This window comes from Cryptosporangium phraense (assembly GCF_006912135.1).
Taxonomy (GTDB): Bacteria; Actinomycetota; Actinomycetes; order Mycobacteriales; family Cryptosporangiaceae; genus Cryptosporangium; species Cryptosporangium phraense.
Map to the genome: position 1 here is coordinate 1 of NZ_VIRS01000006.1, position 20,454 is coordinate 20,454.

General features: G+C 71.3%; 20 protein-coding genes and 1 pseudogene. 13 read left to right on the forward strand and 8 right to left on the reverse strand.

Going from position 1 to position 20,454, the window contains the following annotated elements:
* Both FL583_RS42415 and FL583_RS10285 read right to left on the reverse strand, forming a co-directional pair.
* A pseudogene (locus FL583_RS42415) lies at positions 1-760 on the reverse strand (hypothetical protein); the annotation flags it as partial.
* A gap of 166 nt (positions 761-926) precedes the next feature.
* The gene (locus FL583_RS10285; protein ID WP_142704348.1) at positions 927-2,339 is read right to left on the reverse strand and encodes a C40 family peptidase; all 1,413 of its coding nucleotides are present in this window, start codon (positions 2,337-2,339) and stop codon (positions 927-929) included.
* A gap of 149 nt (positions 2,340-2,488) precedes the next feature.
* Between FL583_RS10285 and mqnE the strand changes: the two genes are divergently transcribed.
* Together mqnE and FL583_RS10295 are read left to right on the forward strand one after the other, a co-directional pair.
* Positions 2,489-3,658, forward strand: coding sequence for an aminofutalosine synthase MqnE (gene mqnE, locus FL583_RS10290; protein ID WP_142704349.1), 1,170 nt, complete (start codon positions 2,489-2,491; stop codon positions 3,656-3,658).
* A gap of 1 nt (position 3,659) precedes the next feature.
* Positions 3,660-3,962, forward strand: coding sequence for a DUF4229 domain-containing protein (locus tag FL583_RS10295; protein WP_142704350.1), 303 nt, complete (start codon positions 3,660-3,662; stop codon positions 3,960-3,962).
* A gap of 9 nt (positions 3,963-3,971) precedes the next feature.
* Here the strand turns inward: FL583_RS10295 and FL583_RS10300 are convergent, their stop codons facing one another.
* Both FL583_RS10300 and FL583_RS10305 read right to left on the reverse strand, forming a co-directional pair.
* The gene (locus FL583_RS10300) at positions 3,972-4,571 is read right to left on the reverse strand and encodes a Uma2 family endonuclease (protein ID WP_142704351.1); all 600 of its coding nucleotides are present in this window, start codon (positions 4,569-4,571) and stop codon (positions 3,972-3,974) included.
* Entirely contained in the window at positions 4,571-6,613 is a 2,043-nt protein-coding gene (locus FL583_RS10305) for a HelD family protein (RefSeq protein ID WP_142704352.1), read from the reverse strand. Before FL583_RS10305 ends, FL583_RS10300 begins: the two co-directional genes overlap by 1 nt.
* Before the next feature lie 205 nt (positions 6,614-6,818).
* On the opposite strand from FL583_RS10305, the gene FL583_RS10310 reads away from it, so the two are divergent.
* From FL583_RS10310 to FL583_RS10320, 3 genes are all read left to right on the forward strand, one after another.
* Positions 6,819-7,094 (forward strand): isoamylase early set domain-containing protein, encoded by a 276-nt coding sequence (locus FL583_RS10310; RefSeq protein ID WP_142704353.1) that lies wholly within the window; start codon positions 6,819-6,821, stop codon positions 7,092-7,094.
* 21 nt (positions 7,095-7,115) lie between these two features.
* Positions 7,116-7,970 carry a menaquinone biosynthetic enzyme MqnA/MqnD family protein gene (locus FL583_RS10315; RefSeq protein WP_142704354.1) on the forward strand — a complete coding sequence of 285 codons (855 nt, stop codon included), beginning with the start codon at positions 7,116-7,118 and terminating at the stop codon, positions 7,968-7,970.
* 98 nt (positions 7,971-8,068) lie between these two features.
* On the forward strand, positions 8,069-9,709 hold the full coding sequence (locus FL583_RS10320) for a molybdopterin-dependent oxidoreductase (protein WP_205752001.1): 1,641 nt from the start codon (positions 8,069-8,071) through the stop codon (positions 9,707-9,709).
* On the opposite strand, the gene FL583_RS40030 is transcribed toward FL583_RS10320, so the two are convergent.
* Complete coding sequence (locus tag FL583_RS40030; RefSeq protein ID WP_170323580.1) at positions 9,706-10,002, reverse strand: hypothetical protein; 297 nt, start codon at positions 10,000-10,002, stop codon at positions 9,706-9,708. The two genes, FL583_RS10320 and FL583_RS40030, sit on opposite strands and share 4 nt — an antisense overlap.
* A gap of 24 nt (positions 10,003-10,026) precedes the next feature.
* Here FL583_RS40030 and mqnC point away from each other — a divergent pair, with 24 nt between their 5' ends.
* The 3 genes from mqnC (at position 10,027) to FL583_RS10335 (ending at position 13,438) form a co-directional block, all read left to right on the forward strand.
* Entirely contained in the window at positions 10,027-11,223 is a 1,197-nt protein-coding gene (gene mqnC, locus FL583_RS10325) for a cyclic dehypoxanthinyl futalosine synthase (protein WP_240746648.1), read from the forward strand.
* Between the two features lie 42 nt (positions 11,224-11,265).
* Positions 11,266-12,303: a MerR family transcriptional regulator gene (locus FL583_RS10330; protein WP_205752002.1), complete on the forward strand. Its 1,038-nt coding sequence runs from the start codon at positions 11,266-11,268 to the stop codon at positions 12,301-12,303.
* 85 nt (positions 12,304-12,388) lie between these two features.
* A complete protein-coding gene (locus tag FL583_RS10335) occupies positions 12,389-13,438 on the forward strand; it encodes a polyprenyl synthetase family protein (RefSeq protein ID WP_205752003.1) in 1,050 nt (349 codons plus the stop codon).
* 44 nt (positions 13,439-13,482) lie between these two features.
* Here FL583_RS10335 and FL583_RS10340 read toward each other — a convergent pair whose 3' ends face one another.
* Positions 13,483-15,066: an AMP-binding protein gene (locus FL583_RS10340; RefSeq protein WP_142704358.1), complete on the reverse strand. Its 1,584-nt coding sequence runs from the start codon at positions 15,064-15,066 to the stop codon at positions 13,483-13,485.
* A 3-nt stretch (positions 15,067-15,069) separates the two neighbouring features.
* Positions 15,070-15,573: an SCP2 sterol-binding domain-containing protein gene (locus FL583_RS10345; protein ID WP_142704359.1), complete on the reverse strand. Its 504-nt coding sequence runs from the start codon at positions 15,571-15,573 to the stop codon at positions 15,070-15,072.
* Positions 15,574-15,674: 101 nt separating this feature from the next.
* Here FL583_RS10345 and FL583_RS10350 point away from each other — a divergent pair, with 101 nt between their 5' ends.
* Positions 15,675-16,361 (forward strand): demethylmenaquinone methyltransferase, encoded by a 687-nt coding sequence (locus tag FL583_RS10350; RefSeq protein WP_142704360.1) that lies wholly within the window; start codon positions 15,675-15,677, stop codon positions 16,359-16,361.
* Here FL583_RS10350 and FL583_RS10355 read toward each other — a convergent pair.
* Positions 16,351-16,953: a superoxide dismutase family protein gene (locus FL583_RS10355; protein ID WP_142704361.1), complete on the reverse strand. Its 603-nt coding sequence runs from the start codon at positions 16,951-16,953 to the stop codon at positions 16,351-16,353. The two genes, FL583_RS10350 and FL583_RS10355, sit on opposite strands and share 11 nt — an antisense overlap.
* Positions 16,954-17,308: 355 nt before the next feature.
* Here FL583_RS10355 and FL583_RS10360 point away from each other — a divergent pair, with 355 nt between their 5' ends.
* The 4 genes from FL583_RS10360 (at position 17,309) to FL583_RS10375 (ending at position 20,451) form a co-directional block, all read left to right on the forward strand.
* Complete coding sequence (locus FL583_RS10360; RefSeq protein WP_142704362.1) at positions 17,309-18,586, forward strand: geranylgeranyl reductase family protein; 1,278 nt, start codon at positions 17,309-17,311, stop codon at positions 18,584-18,586.
* A 73-nt stretch (positions 18,587-18,659) separates the two neighbouring features.
* Positions 18,660-19,037 carry an NADH-quinone oxidoreductase subunit A gene (locus FL583_RS10365; protein WP_142704363.1) on the forward strand — a complete coding sequence of 126 codons (378 nt, stop codon included), beginning with the start codon at positions 18,660-18,662 and terminating at the stop codon, positions 19,035-19,037.
* Positions 19,038-19,081: 44 nt separating this feature from the next.
* The gene (locus FL583_RS10370; RefSeq protein WP_142704364.1) at positions 19,082-19,741 is read left to right on the forward strand and encodes a NuoB/complex I 20 kDa subunit family protein; all 660 of its coding nucleotides are present in this window, start codon (positions 19,082-19,084) and stop codon (positions 19,739-19,741) included.
* Positions 19,654-20,451: an NADH-quinone oxidoreductase subunit C gene (locus FL583_RS10375; protein ID WP_142704365.1), complete on the forward strand. Its 798-nt coding sequence runs from the start codon at positions 19,654-19,656 to the stop codon at positions 20,449-20,451. The genes FL583_RS10370 and FL583_RS10375 overlap by 88 nt, the downstream gene beginning before the upstream one ends.
* The last annotated feature ends 3 nt before the right edge of the window (positions 20,452-20,454 follow it).

Here is a 20,454-nt window from a genome sequence, read left to right on the forward strand (position 1 = left end):
CGGGGGGGGGGGGGGGGGGGGGGATCCGCGCGGCGGCGCGGGCGCCGGCCGGCGGGCGCGGCGGCGCGACCGGCTCGGGGACCGAGGCCTTCCCCGCGGCCGGGGGTGCCGTGGGCGCTGGGGGCGCCGGGGGCGCCGGGGGCGCCGTGGCGGCCTGCTGGCCGGCGGGCGGGTTCGAGGGGATCGCGGGGCTGATCCGGGTCTGCTCGACCGAGGCCGGAGGGGTCGGCGCGGAGGGAGCCTCGCGAGCGGGGGCCGGGCTCGTCGGGCGGATCCGGGTCTGCTCGAGCGAGGCCGGGCCGGCCGCGTGGGCTCGGGGCTGGTCGACCGCGGGCGGCGGGACCGGCGAGCGGTGGATCGCGGTCTGGGCCGCGGGATCCGGGGCGCTCGGCGAACGATGGATCGCGGTCTGCTCGGAGCGCGCGGCGTCGGGCTGGATTGCGCCGGGCCGGATTGCGCCGGGCTGGATTGCGCCGGGCGGGACTTCGGTGGGTCGGATCTCGCCTGGGCGAGCCTCGTCGAGGCGGGCGGCGATCTCGGGCGGCAGCGGGGCGATCCGGGTCCGCGCACCCGGCCCCATCTCCTCGTTCAGCTCCTCGGCGGTAGGCGGCGCGAGCCGCTCGTCGACCGGTGCGGGCGCTGACGCCGGCGCGTCGGCCGGACGCTGCTCCGGAATGACCGGCGGTGTGAAGCGGGCGCCACCCGGCAGCTGCGACGGATCGAGCCGCACGGTCCGGGGGCCCTCTTCCTCCTCGGTCATGACTGTCTCCCACCTCTCGACGTCCGGGCTCCGTACGACACGGTTCCAGGCCCGGGGAAACGGTGCCAGGTGAGGGTCAGCATTTCCGTTGTGCAGCTGACAGAACCCCTGTTCGGGGGCCAAAGATCGGAAGATTCGCAGTCGACGCGTTACGCCCGGTGCGGAATCAACGTCCGCGGGCGGCTGTGACCGGAGTTCGCGGCTCCGTCGGCGCGGCCGGATCCCGAGGCGTCGAAGGCTCCACCGGCTCCCCCGCCCGCCCCGCGGACTTGCCCCGCTGCCCGGACTCGGGCCGCCCCGCGGACCGCGGCGGAGCCTCCGGCTTCGGCTGAGCCTCGGTCCGGGGCGCCTTCGCGCGGCGGGCGGACGAACCCTCGCGATGCGTCGCACGCGGACGGTCGGGCCGCAGAGCCGACGCGTACGGCAACGTCGAGCGGCGCCCGTCGAGCCGCCCCGGCACCACCCGACCAGCCGCAAAGAACTCCGACCACCACACCGGCGCCACCCGCACCACGTCGCCCTCGGTCGGCGCGTGCACCATCAGCCCCCGGCCGAGATACACCCCGACGTGATGGATCGTGTTCCAGTCGCTCCGATCCGTCGCAAAGAACAGCAGGTCACCGGGCAGCAACGCGGTCACCGACACCGGAACACTCGCCCGGTACTGCGGCCGCGCGGTGCGCGGCACCGAGACGTCCGCCGCTTTGTACGCCATCTGCACCAGGCCGGAGCAGTCGAACCGGTCCGGGCCTTCCGCGCCCCACTCGTACGGCTTCCCGCGCTGGTCCAACGCGTACCCGACCGCGGTCAGCGCCGCCTTCGCGGCGGACCCGTCCGCGTCGCGCAGGTACTTCTTGGCCAGCGCCGCGTTCGCGGCGTCCTTCTCCCGGTTCAATTCGATCAATGCGGACGCCCGCGCCGCGCGCAATCGCCGGATGGTCGCCGAGCGGGCGGCCAGATTGCGCCGGAGCGCGTCGATCAGCACGCTCTGGCTCTGGACCTCCTCGGCGGCGTGCGCGGCCACTTCACCCCGCAGCTGTTCGCGCGCTCTGGCGACGTCCAGATCGATGGCGGCGGTGCCGATCGTCGGGACGCCGGGCTGGCCGAGCATGGCGGACCGCGGGTCGGTCACCAGGCTCCGGGGCCGGACGGCCTCGGCGATGAACGACGCGCGGGCCCAGGCCTCGGCCCCGGCCCGGGCCCCGGCGGTCTTGACCGCCGCGTCGGTCACCGCGGCGGCGGCCCGGTCGTACGTGGCCTGCAGAGAGCTCAGCTTGACCTGGGCGTCGGACAGTTCCTCGGCCAGCGCCTCGGCCGCCGCGGACTCGCGGGCGATCCGCGCGAGCACCGGATCCGTAGCCGGCCGCACCCGAACCCCCGGCGCCCCACCCGCCACGCCGAGCCGAGCTGTCGCCGCTCCCTCGCTGGGCGAGCCGAGGCCAACGACCGGCGCGGTCGCCGGGTTGCCGGTGGTCGCCGCGGACGCGGCCGGCGCGGTGGTGGCGGCCAACGTCAGCGCGGCGGTGCCGACCACGATCGAGAGCCGGGCCCGCCGCGGCCCCCGGTGAGCGCCGCCCATCAGGCGAAGTGTCCGAGCGTATGTCCGTCTGAGAACACCAATCGGGTATAGCAAGTAATACGCAAATAGTCACGTATCGGACACGTGATGCGTATTCGCGCTCGGCGCCTCGTGGGGATCACCTCGAGTCCGCGCGTACGCTGGGCTCCATGGATTCCGGCCTCAAGCGCGAGATCGAGCAGAAGGTACGAGCGGGCGAACGGCTCTCGTACGACGACGGCGTCGCGCTCTACGACTGCGACGACCTGGCCTGGCTCGGTGGCCTCGCCCACGAGGTACGCACCGCCAAGAACGGCGACGTCGTCGTGTTCAACGTCAACCGCCACCTCAACATGACGAACGTCTGCTCCGCCTCGTGCGCGTACTGCTCGTTCCAGCGCAAGCCGGGCGAGAAGGACGCGTACACGATGCGCATCGAAGAGGCCGTCCGGCTGGCCAAGGACATGGAGTCCGAGGGCCTCACCGAGCTGCACATCGTCAACGGGCTGCACCCGACGCTGCCCTGGCGGTACTACCCGCGCTCGCTGAAGGCGCTCAAGGAAGTCCTCCCGAACGTCTCGCTGAAGGCGTTCACCGCGACCGAGATCCACTGGTTCGAGAAGATCTCCGGCCTCCCCGCCGACGAGATCCTCGACGAGCTGATCGACGCCGGCCTCGAGTCGCTGACCGGCGGCGGCGCCGAGATCTTCGACTGGGAGGTCCGGCAGCACATCGTCGACCACGCCACCCACTGGGAAGACTGGTCGCGCATCCACCGGCTGGCCCACTCCAAGGGCCTGAAGACGCCGTGCACGATGCTCTACGGGCACATCGAGGAGCCGCGTCACCGCGTCGACCACGTGCTCCGCCTGCGCGAGCTGCAGGACGAGACCGGCGGGTTCCAGGTCTTCATCCCGCTGCGCTACCAGCACGACGGGGCGAAGCCGGCCGACGGCAAGATCCGCAACGTGCTCGAGGCGCGCACCCAGATGGCGACGCCGGCCGAGTCGCTGAAGACGTTCGCGGTCTCCCGGCTGCTGTTCGACAACATCCCGCACGTGAAGTGCTTCTGGGTCATGCACGGGCTCTCGCTCGCCCAGCTGTCGTTGAACTACGGGGTCAGCGACCTCGACGGCTCGGTCGTCGAGTACAAGATCACCCACGACGCCGACCGGTACGGCACGCCGAACACGATGCACCGCGAGGGGCTGCTCGACCTGATCCGCGACGCCGGGTTCACCCCGGTCGAGCGGAACACCCGGTACGAGGTCGTGCGACGCTATGACGGGCCGACGTCGCTCGCCGAGCGGCGGGCCGAACCGCAGCCGATGTGGAGCTGACATGACCGAGCGGGAGACCGGCGGCAGCACGAGCACGCTGGAGCGCCTCCACCCGGGGTTCCTCTACACGGTGGCCCGGTTCATGGTGTTCGTGGCCTGTGTGGCGCTTTTGTTCCTGGTCGGGTTCCGGTCGTGGTTCCTGGTGCTGGGCGCGCTGCTGCTCTCGGCCCCGCTGTCGTTCTTCCTGTTGCGTAAGCAGCGGGAGGCGTTCGCGCAGCGGGTCGAGGGTCGGGTGAGCCAGCGTCAGACCGACAAGGCCAAGCTGCGGGCCGCCCTCGCCGGCGACGAGGACGGGCCCGCCTGATCCGAGCAGTCAGTCGTCCAGCGTCGCCCGCCGTGCGGCGCTGAGGTCAAGCTTCATCTCGATCGCCCCGGTAACGACCAACTCGTCGCCGTCGAAGACCTGCGCCAGCTGGTACCAGCCGTCGACCAGTTGGTGGATGGTGATGCTGAACGGGTCGGTCTCCACCACCCAGTAAGCCGGGATCTGCCCTTCGGCGTAGATCCGGCGCTTCGTCTGCCGGTCGAGCCGCTTCGACCCCGGCGAAACGATCTCGATAGAGAGAGCCAGATCCCGGGAGAAGAATCGGGCGACATCTCGGTCGACGCCCGGCCGGATCACCAGCAGATCGGGCACCGTGCACTGGTGCCGGTCGTCGAACTCGACCTCCACCTCGGGCACGACCAGGTAGCCCGCCGGCAGGGCCTGCCGGAGCGCGACCAGTAATTCGACCAGCACGACCTGGTGATTGGCCCTCGGGCGGGACGACACGAGGATCCTTCCGTCGATCAGCTCGTAGCGGTGCGTGTTGTCCTCGGGCAGAAGGTCGAACTGATCGAGGGTGGCGGGGCCGTAGACAGGAGCGGGAGCGCTCGTCGGACTCACCTGCTTCCGATTCGGGGGCAAATCCATTACTCACCTCCGATCTTATCTACACGTCCCAACGGGTAGTCAAGCGCGCTGCTATGCAGAACTGTCAGCCGCGAAACCGCCCGAGTCAAGACCACGTAGAGCCGGTTGAGCCCCCGCGGCTCGGCCGCGACGATCTCGGACGGCTCGAGCACGATCACCGTGTCGAACTCCAGACCCTTCGCCAGCGTCGCCGGCAACACGGTCACCGCCCCGGCCGCGTCCGGCCCCGCGTCCGCGAGTGGGTCCGCTACCGCCAGGCCCGCGTCGGTCAGGGCCGCGGAGACGCGCGCGACCGTCGCGTCCGCCGTGATGACCGCCACCGACCCGGGCTCGGCGACGGCGGCCCGCGCCGCACGGACGGCGGCCGCGATCGGATCTCCGACCGCCTCGACGACGAGCGCGCCGGGCGCCCGGCGGACCGACCTCGCCGGCGAAACGTCGGCGCCCAGCGCCGGCAGCAGGCGGTTCGCGAACTCGACGATCTCGGCCGGCATCCGGTACCCGGTGGTCAGCGGCGTCACGACGGTGCCCGGCTTCTCCAGGTGCCCCAGCAGCGTCGGCCAGTCCCGGGCCGCGTTCACCGCGGTCCCCTGAGCCAGGTCACCCAGCACGGTCAGCGACCCGTACACCGACCGCCGGGCGATCGCCCGCGCCTGCATCGGCGACAGGTCCTGCGCCTCGTCGACGATCACGTGCCCGTATCCCGGCACCCGGTCGAGCAGCCCGGCGGCCTCGTCGATCAGCACCGCGTCGGCCTCGGTCCAGCGGGGGCGGCGCGGGCGCGTGTCCCAGGCGATCGCGTCCTGCTCGGCGTCCGACAGGAGGCCCTCGGCGGCCCGGGCCAGCAGCGACCGGTCCCCGAGCAGCCGCGCCACCAACCCGGCCGGATCGGCGGCCGGCCAGAGCGATTCCAGCCACGTCTTCAGCGGACGCGACCGGGCCACCCGGCTCACCCAGACGTCGGTCGGCGAGCCGCCGCGCCGCTCGACCTGGCGGCGGAACCGCTCGGCGACCCGGCGGGCGACCCGGTCCCGCGCGGTCGAGTACGGCGTCCCTGCCTCGTAGGCGGTCCGGGCCTCGGCCACGATCTCCCCGAGCTCGCTCGGCCCGATCCGCAGCCGGACGCCGTCGGTGATCACGAGCGGCGCCGACGGCGTGCCCAGCCCGGCGGTCAGCGACCGGGCCACCACCGCGGCCATCCGCGCGTCGCCCTTCACCGCGAGCGCGTCGGGCGAGTCCGAGCCCCGGACCGGCACCCGGGCGACCAGCTGCCCGACCGTCCGCTGTTGGACGTCGACCTCCCCGAGCGCGGGCAGGACCTCGGCGATGTACCCCAGGAACGCGGTGTTCGGACCGACCACGAGCACCCCGGAGCGGCTCAGCCGCTCCCGGTAGGCGTAGAGCAGGTAGGCCGCGCGGTGCAGCCCGACCGCGGTCTTCCCGGTGCCGGGCGCGCCCTGGATGCAGAGGCTGGTCTCCAGGCCGGCCCGGACGAGCGCGTCCTGGTCGGGCTGGATCGTCGCGACGATGTCGCGCATCGGGCCGACGCGGGGCCGCTCGATCTCCTCGGCCAGCAGCCGGGAGCCCAGCCCGGTCTCCTCGCCCGACTCCAGGTGCTCGTCCTCGAACGACGTCAGCCGGCCGGCCGAGAACCCGAACCGCCGCCGGCGGCGTACGCCCTCCGGCGCGATGGCGCTGGCCTGGTAGAACGCGGTCGAGACGGGCGCGCGCCAGTCGACGACCAGCGGATCGCCGGCCACGTCGGTGACATGCCGCCGTCCCACGTGAAACGTCTCGCCCGCGTAGGGCGTCCCGGTCGGCCCGAAGTCGAGCCGGCCGAAGAACAGCGGGGTGGTCCCGTCGTCGAGCAGCTGCTCCAACCGCTTCGCGAGCGCTCGGGCCAGCATCTCGGCGGAGAACGGATCCCCACCGGCGTCGGTCCGGGTCAGCTCCTCGGTCCGCTTCCGCATCGCCGCCAGCGCGGCCCGCGAGGTCTCGAGGTGGCTCGCCTCGGCGGTGAGCTCGGCGTCCAGGGATGTCATGGGTGGGCCTCCGGGACCGGTGACGGGTCCCCACTGCCCTAGGCCCGGCGCTTCGCTCCGGGACGCCCGGCTTCGACGGGGTCGAGGCCAACGACCCTAGAACATGCGGACGCTTCGCCGCGAGCCGATTCTGCCTGCGAATGAAAACTGGTCTAACGGGCATTAAGCGTGCGATATTAGACCTAAAGGGGAGAGGGGTTCGTCCGTGCTCAAGCGCACACCGGTGAACGGCACCAAGACCAAGGTCACATTCAGCCTGCCGATCGACGACTCGACGCCCTCGGTGAGCGTCGTCGGGGACTTCAACGGCTGGCAGCCGGGCAAGCACGAGCTGACCCCGCGACGCAACGGAGTCCGCAGCGTCACGCTCACGCTGCCGTCCGGCGAGCATCGCTTCCGCTACCTGGGCACCGGCGGCGTCTGGCTCGACGACGCCGAGGCCGACCGGATCGACGCCCAGGGCAGCGTCCTCGTCGTCTGAGTCCGACGTACTGTCGGGAGAGTGAAACAGGACGCTCCCCGACGCCCCCGGGTCGGACACATCCAGTTCCTGAACTGCCTCCCGATCTACTACGGGCTGGTCCGTACCGGAGCGCTGCTCGACGTCGACCTCAGCAAGGACACCCCCGACCGGCTGAACGACGCGCTGGTCCGCGGTGACCTCGACATCGGGCCGATCAGCCTGGTCGAGTACCTGCGCAACGCCGACCAGCTGCTGCTCCTGCCGGACATCGCGGTCGGCTCGGACGGGCCGGTGCTGTCGGTGAACATCGTGTCGCAGCGGCCGCTCGAGGAGCTGGACGGCCGCCGGGTCGCGCTCGGCTCGACCAGCCGCACCAGCGTGCTGCTGGCCCGGATGCTGCTGGCCGAGCGGTACGGCGTCCGGCCCGAGTACTACGTCTGCCCGCCGGACCTCGGCGTGATGATGCAGGAGGCCGAGGCCGGCGTCCTGATCGGCGACGCCGCGCTGCGCGCGCTGTACGAGGGCCCCGACATGGGGCTGACCGTGACCGACCTCGGTGCGGCCTGGCGGGAGTGGAGCGGGTCGCCGATGGTGTTCGCGGTCTGGGCCGCTCGGCGCGACTTCGTCGAGCGCCATCCGGGCCAGGTCAAGGACGTCCACGATGCCTTTCTGCGGTCGCGTGACCTCTGCCTGACCCAGATCGACGACGTCGCCGCGGACGCCGCCCGCTGGGAGGTGTTCGACGCCGCGACGCTGGCCAACTACTTCCGGACGCTGGACTTCTCGCTCGGGGCCCGCCAGGTCGACGGGTTGCGGGCGTTCGCGGCCAAGGCGGCCGCAGCCGGCGAGGTTCCGCCCCTTCCGGCCGCCGGGCCGGAGTTCGTTCAGCTCTAGTCCGTGTCACTTACGGCGGCGCGCCCTCGCCGGGCACGCCCGGCGCACCCGTGCGCCGGGCGCTTGACTAGTTGCGGTTCGGCGCGATGCTGACGTCCGTGAGAACTCGTTCGTGGGCTCTGCCCGCGCTGGCCGGTGTCGCTGCGGCGGCGTCGGCGCTGGGTGTGGCCGAGGTGGTGGCGGCGTTCGTCGGGCCGTCGTCGTCGCCGGTGACCGCGGTGTCGGGGGCGATCGTCGACCGGATTCCGCGGTCGCTCGAGCAGTTCGGGGTGCAGACGCTCGGGCACTGGGACAAGCCGGTGCTGACCGTGATCATTCTGGTCGTGCTGGCCGGGATCGCGGTGGCGGCGGGAATTCTGGCCAGGCGTCGGGTAGCGTTCGGATTGCTGGTATTTGTTGCTTTTGCGGTAATTGGAGTGCTTGCTACCGCGTCGCGTCCGGACTCGACCACCATGGCGGTCTGGCCGACCGTGGTCGGCGCGGGGGTCGGCATGGCGGTGCTGTCTTTGCTGGTACCGCGCGCGCTGGCCGTCGAGGACTCCGTCCGGGCCGCGGAGCCGGCCGATGTCGGGGGTGCGGCCGGCTCCGCCTCTGCCGCCGCGACCACGCCCGCCGCCGTGCGCGCGGGCGCGCCGGTCGCGCCGCCGCCTCTGCCGACGCTCGGCGGCGGCGCCGGTTCGCGGCGATCGTTTCTCTACCTGGCGGCCGGCACCACGGCGGCGGCCGCGGTCGTCGGGGGTGGAGGGCGGCTGATCGGGCGGTGGCGCGGGGTCAGCGAGGAGCGCGCCGCGATCACGCTGCCGAAACCCGCCGACCCGGCGCCCCCGCTCCCGGCCGGCGCGAAGCTCGACGCCGAGGGCGTCAGCCCGCTCTTCACCCCGAACAGCGACTTCTACCGGGTCGACACCGCGTTCGTGCTCCCCCAGGTGAACCCCAAGAACTACAAGCTCCGGATCCACGGCCGCGTCGCCCGCGAAATGGAGTTCACCTACCAGGACCTCCTCGACCGGCCCCTGGTCGAGCGCGACGTCACGCTCACCTGCGTCTCCAACGACGTCGGCGGTGACCTGGTCGGAAACGCGCGCTGGCTGGGCGTCCGACTGAAGGACCTGTTGGACGAGGTCGAGCCGGACCCCGACGCGGATCAGCTCGTCGGCCGCTCGGCCGACGGCTGGACCTGCGGAACCCCGACGGCGGCCTGCCGGGACGGGCGGGACGCGCTGATCGCGGTCGGCATGAACGGCGAGCCACTGCCGGTGGCGCACGGATTCCCGGTGCGGATGGTCGTACCCGGCCTGTACGGGTACGTGTCGGCGACGAAGTGGCTGGTCGACCTGGAGCTGAGCCGGTTCAGCGACTTCGACGCGTACTGGGTCCCGCGCGGCTGGGCGCAGCAGGCGCCGATCAAGGTCGCGTCCCGGATCGACACGCCCCGGGCCGGAGCGAAGGTGTCCGACACGGTGACGGTGGCCGGCGTGGCCTGGGCCCAGCACGTGGGCATCGCGAAGGTGGAGCTCAAAGTCGACGACGGCCCCTGGCAGCAGGCGACGCTGGCCGCCCAGGACTCGATCGACACCTGGCGTCAGTGGCGCTGGGACTGGAAGCCCTCCGGCTCCGGAGATCACGTGATCAGCGTCCGGGCGACGAACGCCGACGGGGTGACCCAGCCCGAGCAGTACGAGCCGCCCGCCCCGGACGGCTCACAGGGCTGGCACTCCGTCGACGTGACCGTCCGCTAAGCCAGACCCAGGCGGGAGACGACCTCGGACGAGTAGTCGTCGTGGGTGTCGGCGATCTCCTCCAGGTCGACCTCGTGCTCGATCGCGTCGCCGGGGACCCGGTCGAGCAGGTAGGCGATCGACTCGCGCACCAGGTCGGCCTCCGACAGACCGTCCGGCACCGGAACCAGCTCGTCGAACAGGTCGTCCGGGACCGTGACATGGTGGTTCGTCGTGTCTGTGCCTGCAGCACCCTCGGTGAGCGTGACCGCGTACTCGTGTTCGCCCAACGGCTGGACCTCGATCTTCTGCATGGAAGCCCGGGTACCCTCGACTTCGTGACCGGAACCGCTGCCACTGCCGACATCCTCCAGCGCGCCGCTGACGGCGGCCGCATCTCGCCGGACGAGGCGTTGCTGCTCTACACCGACGCCCCGCTGCACGGGCTCGGCGAGGCGGCCGACACGGTCCGGCGGCGGATGTACGGCGACATCGCCCACATCGCGACGTACATCATCGACCGGAACATCAACTACACGAACGTCTGCGTCACCGCGTGCAAGTTCTGCGCGTTCTACCGCGCGCCGAAGCACAAGGAAGGCTGGTCGCACGATCTCGACGAGATCCTGCGCCGCTGCGACGAGGCCGTGAAGCTCGGTGCGACGCAGATCATGCTCCAGGGTGGCCATCACCCGGAGTACGGCGTCGAGTACTACGAGACGGTGTTCAGCGCGATCAAGCGCGACTTCCCGTCGCTGACGCTGCACTCGCTCGGCGCGTCCGAGGTCGAGCACATGTCCCGCGTCTCCGGGGTGTCGATCGAGGAGTCGATCACCCGCATCCACGCGGCCGGGCTCGACTCGTTCGCCGGGGCCGGGGCGGAGATCCTGGTCGAGCGTCCGCGGAAGGTGATCGCGCCGCTCAAGGAGTCGGGTGAGCGCTGGCTCGAGGTGATGGAGACCGCGCACGGGCTCGGCGTCGAGTCGACCGCGACGTTCATGATGGGCACCGGCGAGACGAACGCCGAGCGCATCGAGCACATGCGGATGATCCGTGACGTGCAAGACCGCACCGGCGGTTTCCGCTCGTTCATCCCCTGGACGTACCAGCCCGAGAACAACCACCTGAAGGGCAAGACGCAGGCCACCAGCCTGGAGTATCTCCGCCTGGTCGCAACCGCCCGGCTGTTCTTCGACAACGTCCGGCACCTGCAGGGCTCGTGGCTGACGACCGGCAAGGACATCGGCCAGCTGACGCTCCACTACGGCGCGGACGACCTCGGCTCGGTGATGCTCGAGGAGAACGTGGTGTCCAGCGCCGGGGCCAAGCACCGGTCGAACCGCACCGAGCTGATCCACCTGATGCGCAGCGCCGGGCGGACGCCGGCCCAGCGCGACACGCTCTACGACCACCTCGTCGTGCATGAGGACCCGGCGAACGACCCGAGCGACGACCACATCGTGTCGCACTTCGCGTCGACCGCGTTGCCTGGTGGCGGCGTCGGCCGGAACCTTCCGTTGGTCGAGGCGAGCTGATCTCAGCGCGCGGAATGGCGCTGGACGCGAGATCATTCATGGGTGGCGAGTGACGAAGGGGCGGTGCGCGCTTCCTGGGCGGGACCGCGCCTGACCGCGGGAGCGGTCGCGAGGCGTCTCGGCGTCGCCGTCACCACCCTGCGCACCTGGGATCAGCGCTACGGCCTCGGGCCCACCGAGCACGAGGCCGGGCGGCACCGGCGCTACTCCGCGGAAGACGTCCGCCGGCTGGAGATGATGCGCCGGCTGACGTTCCAGGGCGTGTCACCGGCCGACGCCGCCCGCACCGCGCTGGCGGCCAGGGCCGATGAGCTGACCGAACCGTCTGCACGGCCGGCCGCGCGGGTGCCCAGCCGCCGGGTCATGCCGGTGGGGCTGGCCCAGGCCGCTGCCCGCGGGCTGGCCCGGGCCGCCGGCAGCATGGACTCGGACGCGATCGCGGAAGAGATCCGGACCTGTCTGCGCACCTACGGCACGGTGCTGACCTGGACCGAAGTGCTGGTGCCGGTGCTGTCGGCGCTGGGCCAGCGCTGGCAGGCCGGGCACAGCGTCGTCGAGATCGAACACCTGCTGTCGTGGCACATCTCGACCGAGCTGCGGATGGTGGTGCCGGGCCCGTCCGGCCCGCGCCGGTCGCGGAACAACGACGAACCGATCCCGGCCCTCGCGCCACCTCGGACGCTGCTCGCGTCGGTCGAGGACGAACAGCACACGCTGCCGCTCGAAGCGCTGGCCGCGGCCCTGCGCGAAGCCCGGCGCGGTACCCGGATCCTCGGCGCCCGGGTGCCGACCGACGCGATGGTCGAGGCCGTGCGTCGCACCGGGCCGGCCGTCGTCGTGCTCTGGTCGCAGATACCGGACACCGCCGATCCGACCGTCTTCACGCGGCTGGCCGCCCTCGGGCGTCCGGTGCGGATGGTGGCCGCCGGGCCGGGCTGGCTGGCCTCGCGCCGACGGATGCCGAGTGGGGTCGCCCTGCCGACGACGCTGGTCGAAGCCGTGGAGGGCGTGCTGGCGGCGCTCGGCGGCCCGACCGGAACCGGAGCTTCTCGAGATGCGGGCCGGCGCCTCTCACGATAGGAATCGACTCAGAAGCGATGCGCCGCCAACCGGGACGAGGTCGAGGATGAGCACGCGAACCAGCACTACCCCACGGCGGGCAAGCGTGCCGAAACCCAGACCGACGAGCGTCGACGTCCGGGCGCGCGTCGGCCTGGTGCTGGAAGACTTCCTCGCCGACTACACCGGGGTGCTGGGCCGGGTGGGCGAGGAGCTGTCCGACCTCGACGCGCCGCTGCAGGCCGCGGTGCTGTCCGGGGGCAAGCGCCTCCGGCCGCTGTTCGCGTACTGGGGCGCCCGGGCCGCCGGGGCCCCGGACGACGAGTCGCTGGTCCGGGCGGCCGCGTCGCTGGAGCTGCTGCACGCGTTCGCGCTGATCCACGACGACGTGATGGACGACTCCGACCTGCGTCGCGGACGCCCGTCGGCGCACCGGGCGCTGGCGGCGGCGCACCGGGCCGGCGGGCGGCACGGCGACGCCGACCGGTACGGGACGGCGACCGCGATCCTGCTCGGCGATCTCCTGCTCGTGCTCTCGGAGCAGATGCTGACGTCGTCCGGCGCCGGGGCCCGGGCGCGGGACGTGTTCGCGTCGATGCGGCTGGAGCTGATGGCCGGGCAGTACCTCGACATCGCGGCGCCGACCCGGGGCGGGGTGTCGCTGGACCGCGCGCTGCGGATCGCCCAGTACAAGAGCGGCAAGTACACGGTGGAGGCTCCGCTGCACCTGGGCGCGGCGGTGGCCGGCGCGCCGGTCGCGGTGGTGGACGCGTACACCGCGTTCGCGCTGCCGATCGGCGAGGCGTTCCAGCTCCGCGACGACCTGCTCGGGGTGTTCGGTGACAGCGCGGTGACCGGCAAGCCGTCGGGGGAAGACCTGCGCGAGGGCAAGCAGACCGCTCTGATCGCGCTGACCCGCTCGAACGCGTCGGCGGCGGGTACCGAGCTGCTCGAATCGCAGCTGGGCACCCCGGACGTCGACGTGGACGCGCTGCGCGGGGTGATCGTCGACTCGGGCGCGTGCGACCTGGTCGAGCGGATGATCGAGGAGCGGTGCGCGCACGCGCTGGCCGTGCTCGACGCCGCACCGCTGACCCGGGAGGGCCGCGACGCGCTGCGAGAGCTGGCGTCCGCCGCCGTGGACCGCGTCGCCTGACGACGAAGCGGGGTCTCAGCGCGCGCTGAGACCCCGATTTCGCGTCACACCCCGCGGAGCAGCCGCGGGACGACCTTCCCGGTGGCGTTGCGCGGTAGCTCGGGCAGGAAGTGCACGTCCCGGGGCACGCAGTATCGGGCCGCCCGGGCCTTCACCAGCTCACGCACGCCCTCCGCGTCCAGCGCGGAGCCCTCGTGGAGCACCACGTACGCGACCAGCCGCTGGCCCCACTCCGGGTCGGGCACCCCGAGCACCGCGACCTCGCGGACCTCGGCCGCCTCGGTCAGGATGTTCTCGACCTCGCGCGGGAACACGTTCTCGCCGCCCGACACGATCATGTCGTCGTCGCGGCCGTCCACGAACAACAACCCCGTGTCGTCGAGGTGCCCGACGTCCCCGGTGCTCATGAACCCGTCCTTGACCTCTTTGCCCGCGCCGTTCGTGTAGCCCTCGAACAACATCCCGTTGGCCACGAAGATCCGCCCCGGCGTCCCGACCGGCAGCTCGCGCCCCTCGGCGTCCAGGATCGCGATCCGGGTACCGAGCGGCTTGCCGCCCGCGGTGCGCGGAGCCCGGCGGAGGTCGGCCGGCGTCGCGATCGTCGCCCACGACACCTCGGTCGACCCGTACAGGTTGTAGAGGACGTCGCCGAACGCGTCCATGAAGTGCAGCGCGAAGTCCCCGATCAGCGCCGACCCGCTGCTCGCTACCGCGCGCAGCGCGCTCAGGTCGTACTTCGCCCGGACGTCGGGCGACAGCTCCAGCATCCGCTGCATCATGATCGGGACGACGAAGACGCCGTTGGCGTGGTGGTCGGCCAGATCGGCGAGCGCGGTCTCGGGATCGAACCGGCGGCGCAGCACGAGCGTCGCCCGCAGCCCCATCCCGACCTGCAGCCCGGCGAATCCCCAGGTGTGGAACAGCGGCGCCGGGATCGCGATCGTGTCCCGCACCTTCAGCGGGATCTTCGACAGGATCGACGCGAGGGCCCCGAGCCCGTGCGGCGGCGGCCGTCGCGCGCCTTTCGGCGCGCCGGTGGTGCCCGAGGTCAGCACGATCGTCCGCCCGACGATCTCGGGCGGCGCGGCCCGGCCGCCGGGGTTCCCGCCGACGAGGTCCTCGAGCGTCGTGTGCCCGCCGTCTTCGTCCCAGGCCACGACCAGGGGGACGCCGGGCGGCGGACCGCCGATGAGCCGGACGAACTCGTCGTCGGCGATGAGCAGTTCGACCTTCTGCTCGCGCAGCACCGCCTGGAGCTGGCTGCCGGAGAGGCCGGTGTTCATCAGCACGGTGTCGGCGCCGAGCATGGCGCTGGCGACCAGCGCCTCGATCAGACCGGCGTGGTTGCGGCACAGCACGGCGACCCGGGTCCTGCCCTGCACGCCTCGCTGGGCCAGGCCCTGCGAGATGCGGGTGGCGCGATCGATGAGCTCGGCGAACGTGACCTGGCGCCGTTCGTCGATCAGCGCGATCCGGTCGGGGTCGCGGGCGGCGGCGCTGGTGTAGCCGCCGGCCAGGCTCAGGCCCCAGCTGCGGAGGGCGGCGAGCTGCTTGGCGACGCGGTCCGGGCGCCCGGGCGCGATGACGCCGGCCTTGATCAGCGTCGAGGCGAGCTGGGTGGTGTACACGGGTCAGCCCGGGATCTCGAAGATCTTGGCCAGCACCGCGGCCAGGCCCAGGTCGCCCCGCACCTTGAGCTTCCCGGTCATGAACATCGTCGTCGGCTTGCCGTTGCCCGACGTGAGCAGCAGGAACTCGGGGCCGCCGAGGATGATCGTCGTGTCGGCCTCGTGCTCCGGCGACGCGTTCACGTCGCAGCGATCGCCGTGCAGCACGAGCTCGAACTCGTCGGTGCTCCCGTCCGGGCCGCCGGTCACCTTCCAGTGGATGACCTTCCGGGCCCGGGGCTGACCGGCGCGGTAGTGCTCGGCGAAGCGCCGGAGGATCTGGTCGAGGACGGCCGTCCGCAGTGGGCTCTTCATCACCGCGTCGAGCTGGTCGCGCCGGGCGCGGCCGATCAGCCGGGCGAACGCGGCCGGATCGACGTCGTCGAGGTTCTCCTCGGACGCGGACGCCAGGAGCGCCTCGAACTCCTCGACGCTGATCTTCTTCGGGTCTATCTCGGCCAACGACATGGCGGAGCTCCCTCGAGTCGGAACCTTACGCGCCAGTAGGTTACTCGCTGGTTAAACAACCGGGCCAGAGGTTCGGCGAAAGTGGCGATTAGGCTGTGCGCATGACGCGGGCATCACTGGACAAGCGGCCGGGCGACGTTGCGGCGATGTTCGATCAGGTCGCGGCTCGCTACGACCTCACGAACACGGTGCTCTCGTTCGCGCAGGACCGGCGGTGGCGCGCGATCACCGCCGACGTGCTCGACCTGCGGCCGGGGGAGCGGTGCCTCGACCTCGCCGCCGGTACCGCGGTCTCCACCGCCGAGCTGGCGCACTCCGGCGCCGACGTGGTCGCCTGCGACTTCTCGCTCGGGATGCTGCGCGAGGGCCGCGACCGGGGCGTCCCCCTGGTGGCCGGCGACGCGATGCACCTGCCGTTCCCCGATGCGACGTTCGACGCGGTGACGATCTCGTTCGGGCTGCGCAACGTGGCCGACACGAAGGCCGGGCTGGCCGAGATGGCGCGGGTCACCAAGCCCGGGGGCCGCCTCGTCGTGCTCGAGTTCAGCCACCCGACCTGGGCGCCGTTCCGCACGGTCTACACCGAGTACCTGATGAAGGCGCTACCGCGGGTCGCCCGCACGGTGAGCAGCGCCCCGGACGCGTACGTCTACCTGGCCGAGTCGATCCGCGCCTGGCCCACCCAGGAAGACCTGGCCCACACGGTCGCCGCCACCGGCTGGAGCAAGGTCCGCTGGCGCAACTTGACCGGCGGAATAGTAGCGCTGCACCACGCTTTCAGGAGTTGACGCTCAGGCAGGCGACTCGTTTGCCGGCGGTGCCGGCTCGGCCGGCCATGGTCTGGGTCTTGTCGGCGTGGATGACCAGCGACTTCGGGGTCTCGGTGAACACCCACATCTGAGTGCTCTTGCTCTCGCCGTCGCCCTGCGAGTCGGTCGTGACGTCGAGCCACACCTCGTTCTGGGCGTTCGCGTAGGCCGGGTTCACCGACGGCGGCGACGCGGAGGCGGCCGGGTCCATCCGGTGCTGGTAGTGCGGGCCGGCGGCCTCGCCGGTCGCGCCGCACGGCTTCGTGTGCAGGTGCGCCCCGTAGGTGCGGTTCGGCAGCAGCCCGGTGACCGACAGCGTCACGGTCGTGGTGTCGACGACCTGCCCGATCACCAGGTGCGCGGTGGCGCCCGACGGCACCAGCGCGGAGTCGTACGAGACGGCTTTGCGGCCGGGCGAATATCCGCTGAACGTTCCCTGCGCCGTGATCGGCTGCGGCGCCTCCAGAGCGCCGGAGGCCGCCGTCTCCGGCCCGTCGGACGAATCGGTGCCGCCGCAACCGGCGGCGACCAGGGCGGTAGCCGCCAGGACGAGCGCTGCGGACCGACGCATCAATGCCTCCAAGAACGCGCACGAAGAACGCCACAAATACGGATATGTGGCTATTCCGTTCTTCGCGCACGCTACTCCGTGCGTCGATTTTTTGTGACCCCGCCCATAAGACGCCGTTCGCTTCGGCGTCGGGATATAACCCCGCAAAGCGACCCAGGCTGACCAGCTTGTTCACTGATTCGGCCCGCGGTCCCATATCAGAGTTAGGCGAGCCTTAGTACCCGCCCATGTGATGGGCGGCATAGACTGCCCTCACTTACTTCGTGAACATTTTCACAAGCGCACCAGACCCCAGTAAGACAGTCGAGAGGCCGCCGTGACCACCGAGCCCGCTCCCCGCGGTGCCGAGCCCCCCGTGGTCGACACCGCCGACACGCACGCCGACGTCGTCGTCGTGGGTGCCGGCCCTGCCGGGTCGGCCGCTGCCTATCACCTCGCCAACTCGGGCCTCGACGTCCTGCTGCTGGAAAAGACCGAATTCCCCCGCGAGAAGGTCTGCGGCGACGGTCTGACGCCCCGGGCGGTGCGCTCGCTGGTCTCGATGGGCATCGACACCTCGGTCGAGAACGGCTGGCTGCACAACAAGGGCCTGCGTGTGATCGGCGGCGGCGTCCGCATGGAGCTGCCCTGGCCCGAGCTCGCGGCCTACCCGAACTACGGCCTCACCCGCACCCGGATGGACTTCGACGACATGCTCGCGAAGGCCGCCGTCAAGGCCGGTGCGCGCCTGCAGACGTCGACGACGGTCACCGGCCCGGTGCTCTCGACGGCCGGGCGGGTCGTCGGCGTCGAGGCCGAGGTCGGGCCGGAGAAGACGCCGGTCACGTACCGGGCCCCGCTGGTGATCGCGGCCGACGGGGTCTCCGGCCGGTTCGCGCTCGCGCTCGGGCTGGCCCGCAACGAGGCCCGGCCGATGGGCGTGGCCGTGCGGCGGTACTACGAGAGCCCGCGCCACGACGACGACTATCTCGAGTCCTGGCTGGAGCTCTGGGACAAGGTCGACGGCAAAGACCGCCTGCTGCCCGGCTACGGCTGGATCTTCGGGCTCGGTGACGGCCGGTCCAACGTCGGACTGGGCATCCTGAACAGCTCGGCGGCGTTCAAGGACGTCAACTACCGGCAGTTGCTCAAGACCTGGATGGCCAGCACTCCGGAGGAGTGGGGCTTCCGCGAGGAGAACGCCGACGGGCCGATCCGCGGCGCCGCCCTCCCGATGGGCTTCAACCGCAAGCCGCACTACACCCGCGGCCTGATGCTGGTCGGCGACTCCGGCGGCATGGTCAACCCGTTCAACGGCGAGGGCATCGCGTACGCGATGGAGTCCGGCGAGATCGCCGCGGAGGTCGCCGTACAGGCGCTCGCGCGTCCGGCCGGGCCCAACCGCGAGCGGGCGCTGCGCGCCTATCCGACGCTGCTGACCGAGCGGTACGGCGGCTACTACCGCCTCGGCGGCGTGTTCGTGAAGCTGATCAGCAACCCCGACATCATGAAGGTCGCGACCCGGCACGGGCTGCCGCACCCGCTGCTGATGCGGTTCGTGCTCAAATTGCTCGCGAATCTCACCGATCCCCGGGGCGGGGACGCGATGGATCGGGTCATCAACGGTCTCACCAAGCTCGCACCCGCAGTCTGATTCCGTCCGGCATTCGATACCAATAGCTTCACGGCACTTCCTCGCTGCACACCGACGTCAGGGAAGGGAACCGATGGACACCGGTGGTTCACTCGCGCTTTACATGCCGATCGTCGGCCTTTTCATCCTCGCCGTCGTCTTTGCCGTCGGCAGTGTGGCGGCGGCGGCCGTGGTCGGCCCGAAGCGCTACAACAAGGCCAAGCTGGAAGCCTACGAATGCGGCATCGAGCCGTCACCGCAGGCGAGCGGCGGGGGTCGTTTCCCGGTCAAGTTCTATTTGACCGCGATGCTGTTCATCGTCTTCGACATCGAAATCATCTTCCTTTACCCGTGGGCCGTGGCGAACGAGTCGCTCGGCGTGTTCGGGCTGGTGGAGATGGTGCTGTTCATCGCCACCGTGTTCGTCGCCTACGCGTACGTATGGCGTCGCGGCGGCCTCGACTGGGACTGAGTCGCAACCCGACTAGCCCATTCACTCTGAGAGGGGTCCGCGCCATGGGGCTGGAAGAAAAACTCCCCGGCGGGGTTCTGGTGACCACCGTCGAGAAGCTCGTCAACTGGAGCCGTAAGTCGTCGATGTGGCCGGCCACGTTCGGCCTGGCCTGCTGCGCGATCGAGATGATGACGACCGGGGCGGCCCGGTACGACTTCGCGCGATTCGGCATGGAGCGATTCGCCGCCACTCCGCGCCAGGCCGACCTGATGATCGTCGCCGGCCGGGTGAGCCAGAAGATGGCCCCGGTGCTGCGTCAGATCTACGACCAGATGCCCGACCCCAAGTGGGTGCTGTCGATGGGTGTCTGCGCCAGCTCGGGCGGCATGTTCAACAACTACGCGATCGTCCAGGGCGTCGACCACGTCGTCCCGGTCGACATGTACCTGCCCGGCTGCCCGCCGCGTCCGGAGATGTTGCTGGACGCCGTGCTGAAGCTGCACGAGAAGGTCATGCACGAGCCGCTCGGGCCCAAGCGCAAGGCCGAGCTGGCCGAGGCCAAGGCGAACGGCACCGCGAAGCGCTACGGCACGATGCCGTCCTCGTTCCGCTACGACAAGACGCTCCGCAAGGAATGGGAGCAGGCCGAGGCCGAGGGCCGCGCCGAGCAGTACCGGATCGAGAAGACCGCCGAGCAGTTCAAGGCAGGGACGCGCAAGTGAGCATCGAAAGCCCCGAGGGCACCGAGGGCGAAGAGAGCCGCGCCCGCAAGGGCATGTTCGGCGTCTCCGGCACCGGTGACACGTCCGGCTTCGGCGGTCTGGTCCGCCAGGTCGCCGACCCGCACTCGACCCCGCGCCCCTACGGCGGGTACTTCGACGAGGTCGTCGACCTGCTGGGCGAGGAGGTCGCCCGGGCCGACCTCGGCTTCGAGGATGCGGTCTACCGCGTCGTCGTCGACCGCGGCGAGCTGACGCTCTACGTCCGGCCGGAGCGGATCGCCGACGTCGCCCTGCTGCTCCGCGACTCCGACGGGCTGCGCTTCGAGCTGCTGAGCTCGGTGTCCGGTGTCGACTATCTGGACGCCCCGTTCGGTGCCGACGACGACGAGAAGGCCAAGCGGCTGCACGTCGTCTACCAGCTCACCAGCATGACGTTCCGCCGCCGGATCCGGCTCGAGGTGGCGGTGAGCATCGAGGACCCGCGCGTCCCGTCCGTCACGTCGGTCTACCCGACCGCCGACTGGCAGGAGCGCGAAGTCTGGGACATGTTCGGCGTGCTGTTCGAGGGCCACCCGGCGCTGACCCGGATCCTCATGCCGGACGACTGGGACGGCCACCCGCAGCGCAAGGACTACCCGCTCGGTGGCGTACCGGTCGAGTACAAGGGCGCGGAGATCCCGCCGCCCGACACCCGCCGGGCGTACCGGTAAGGA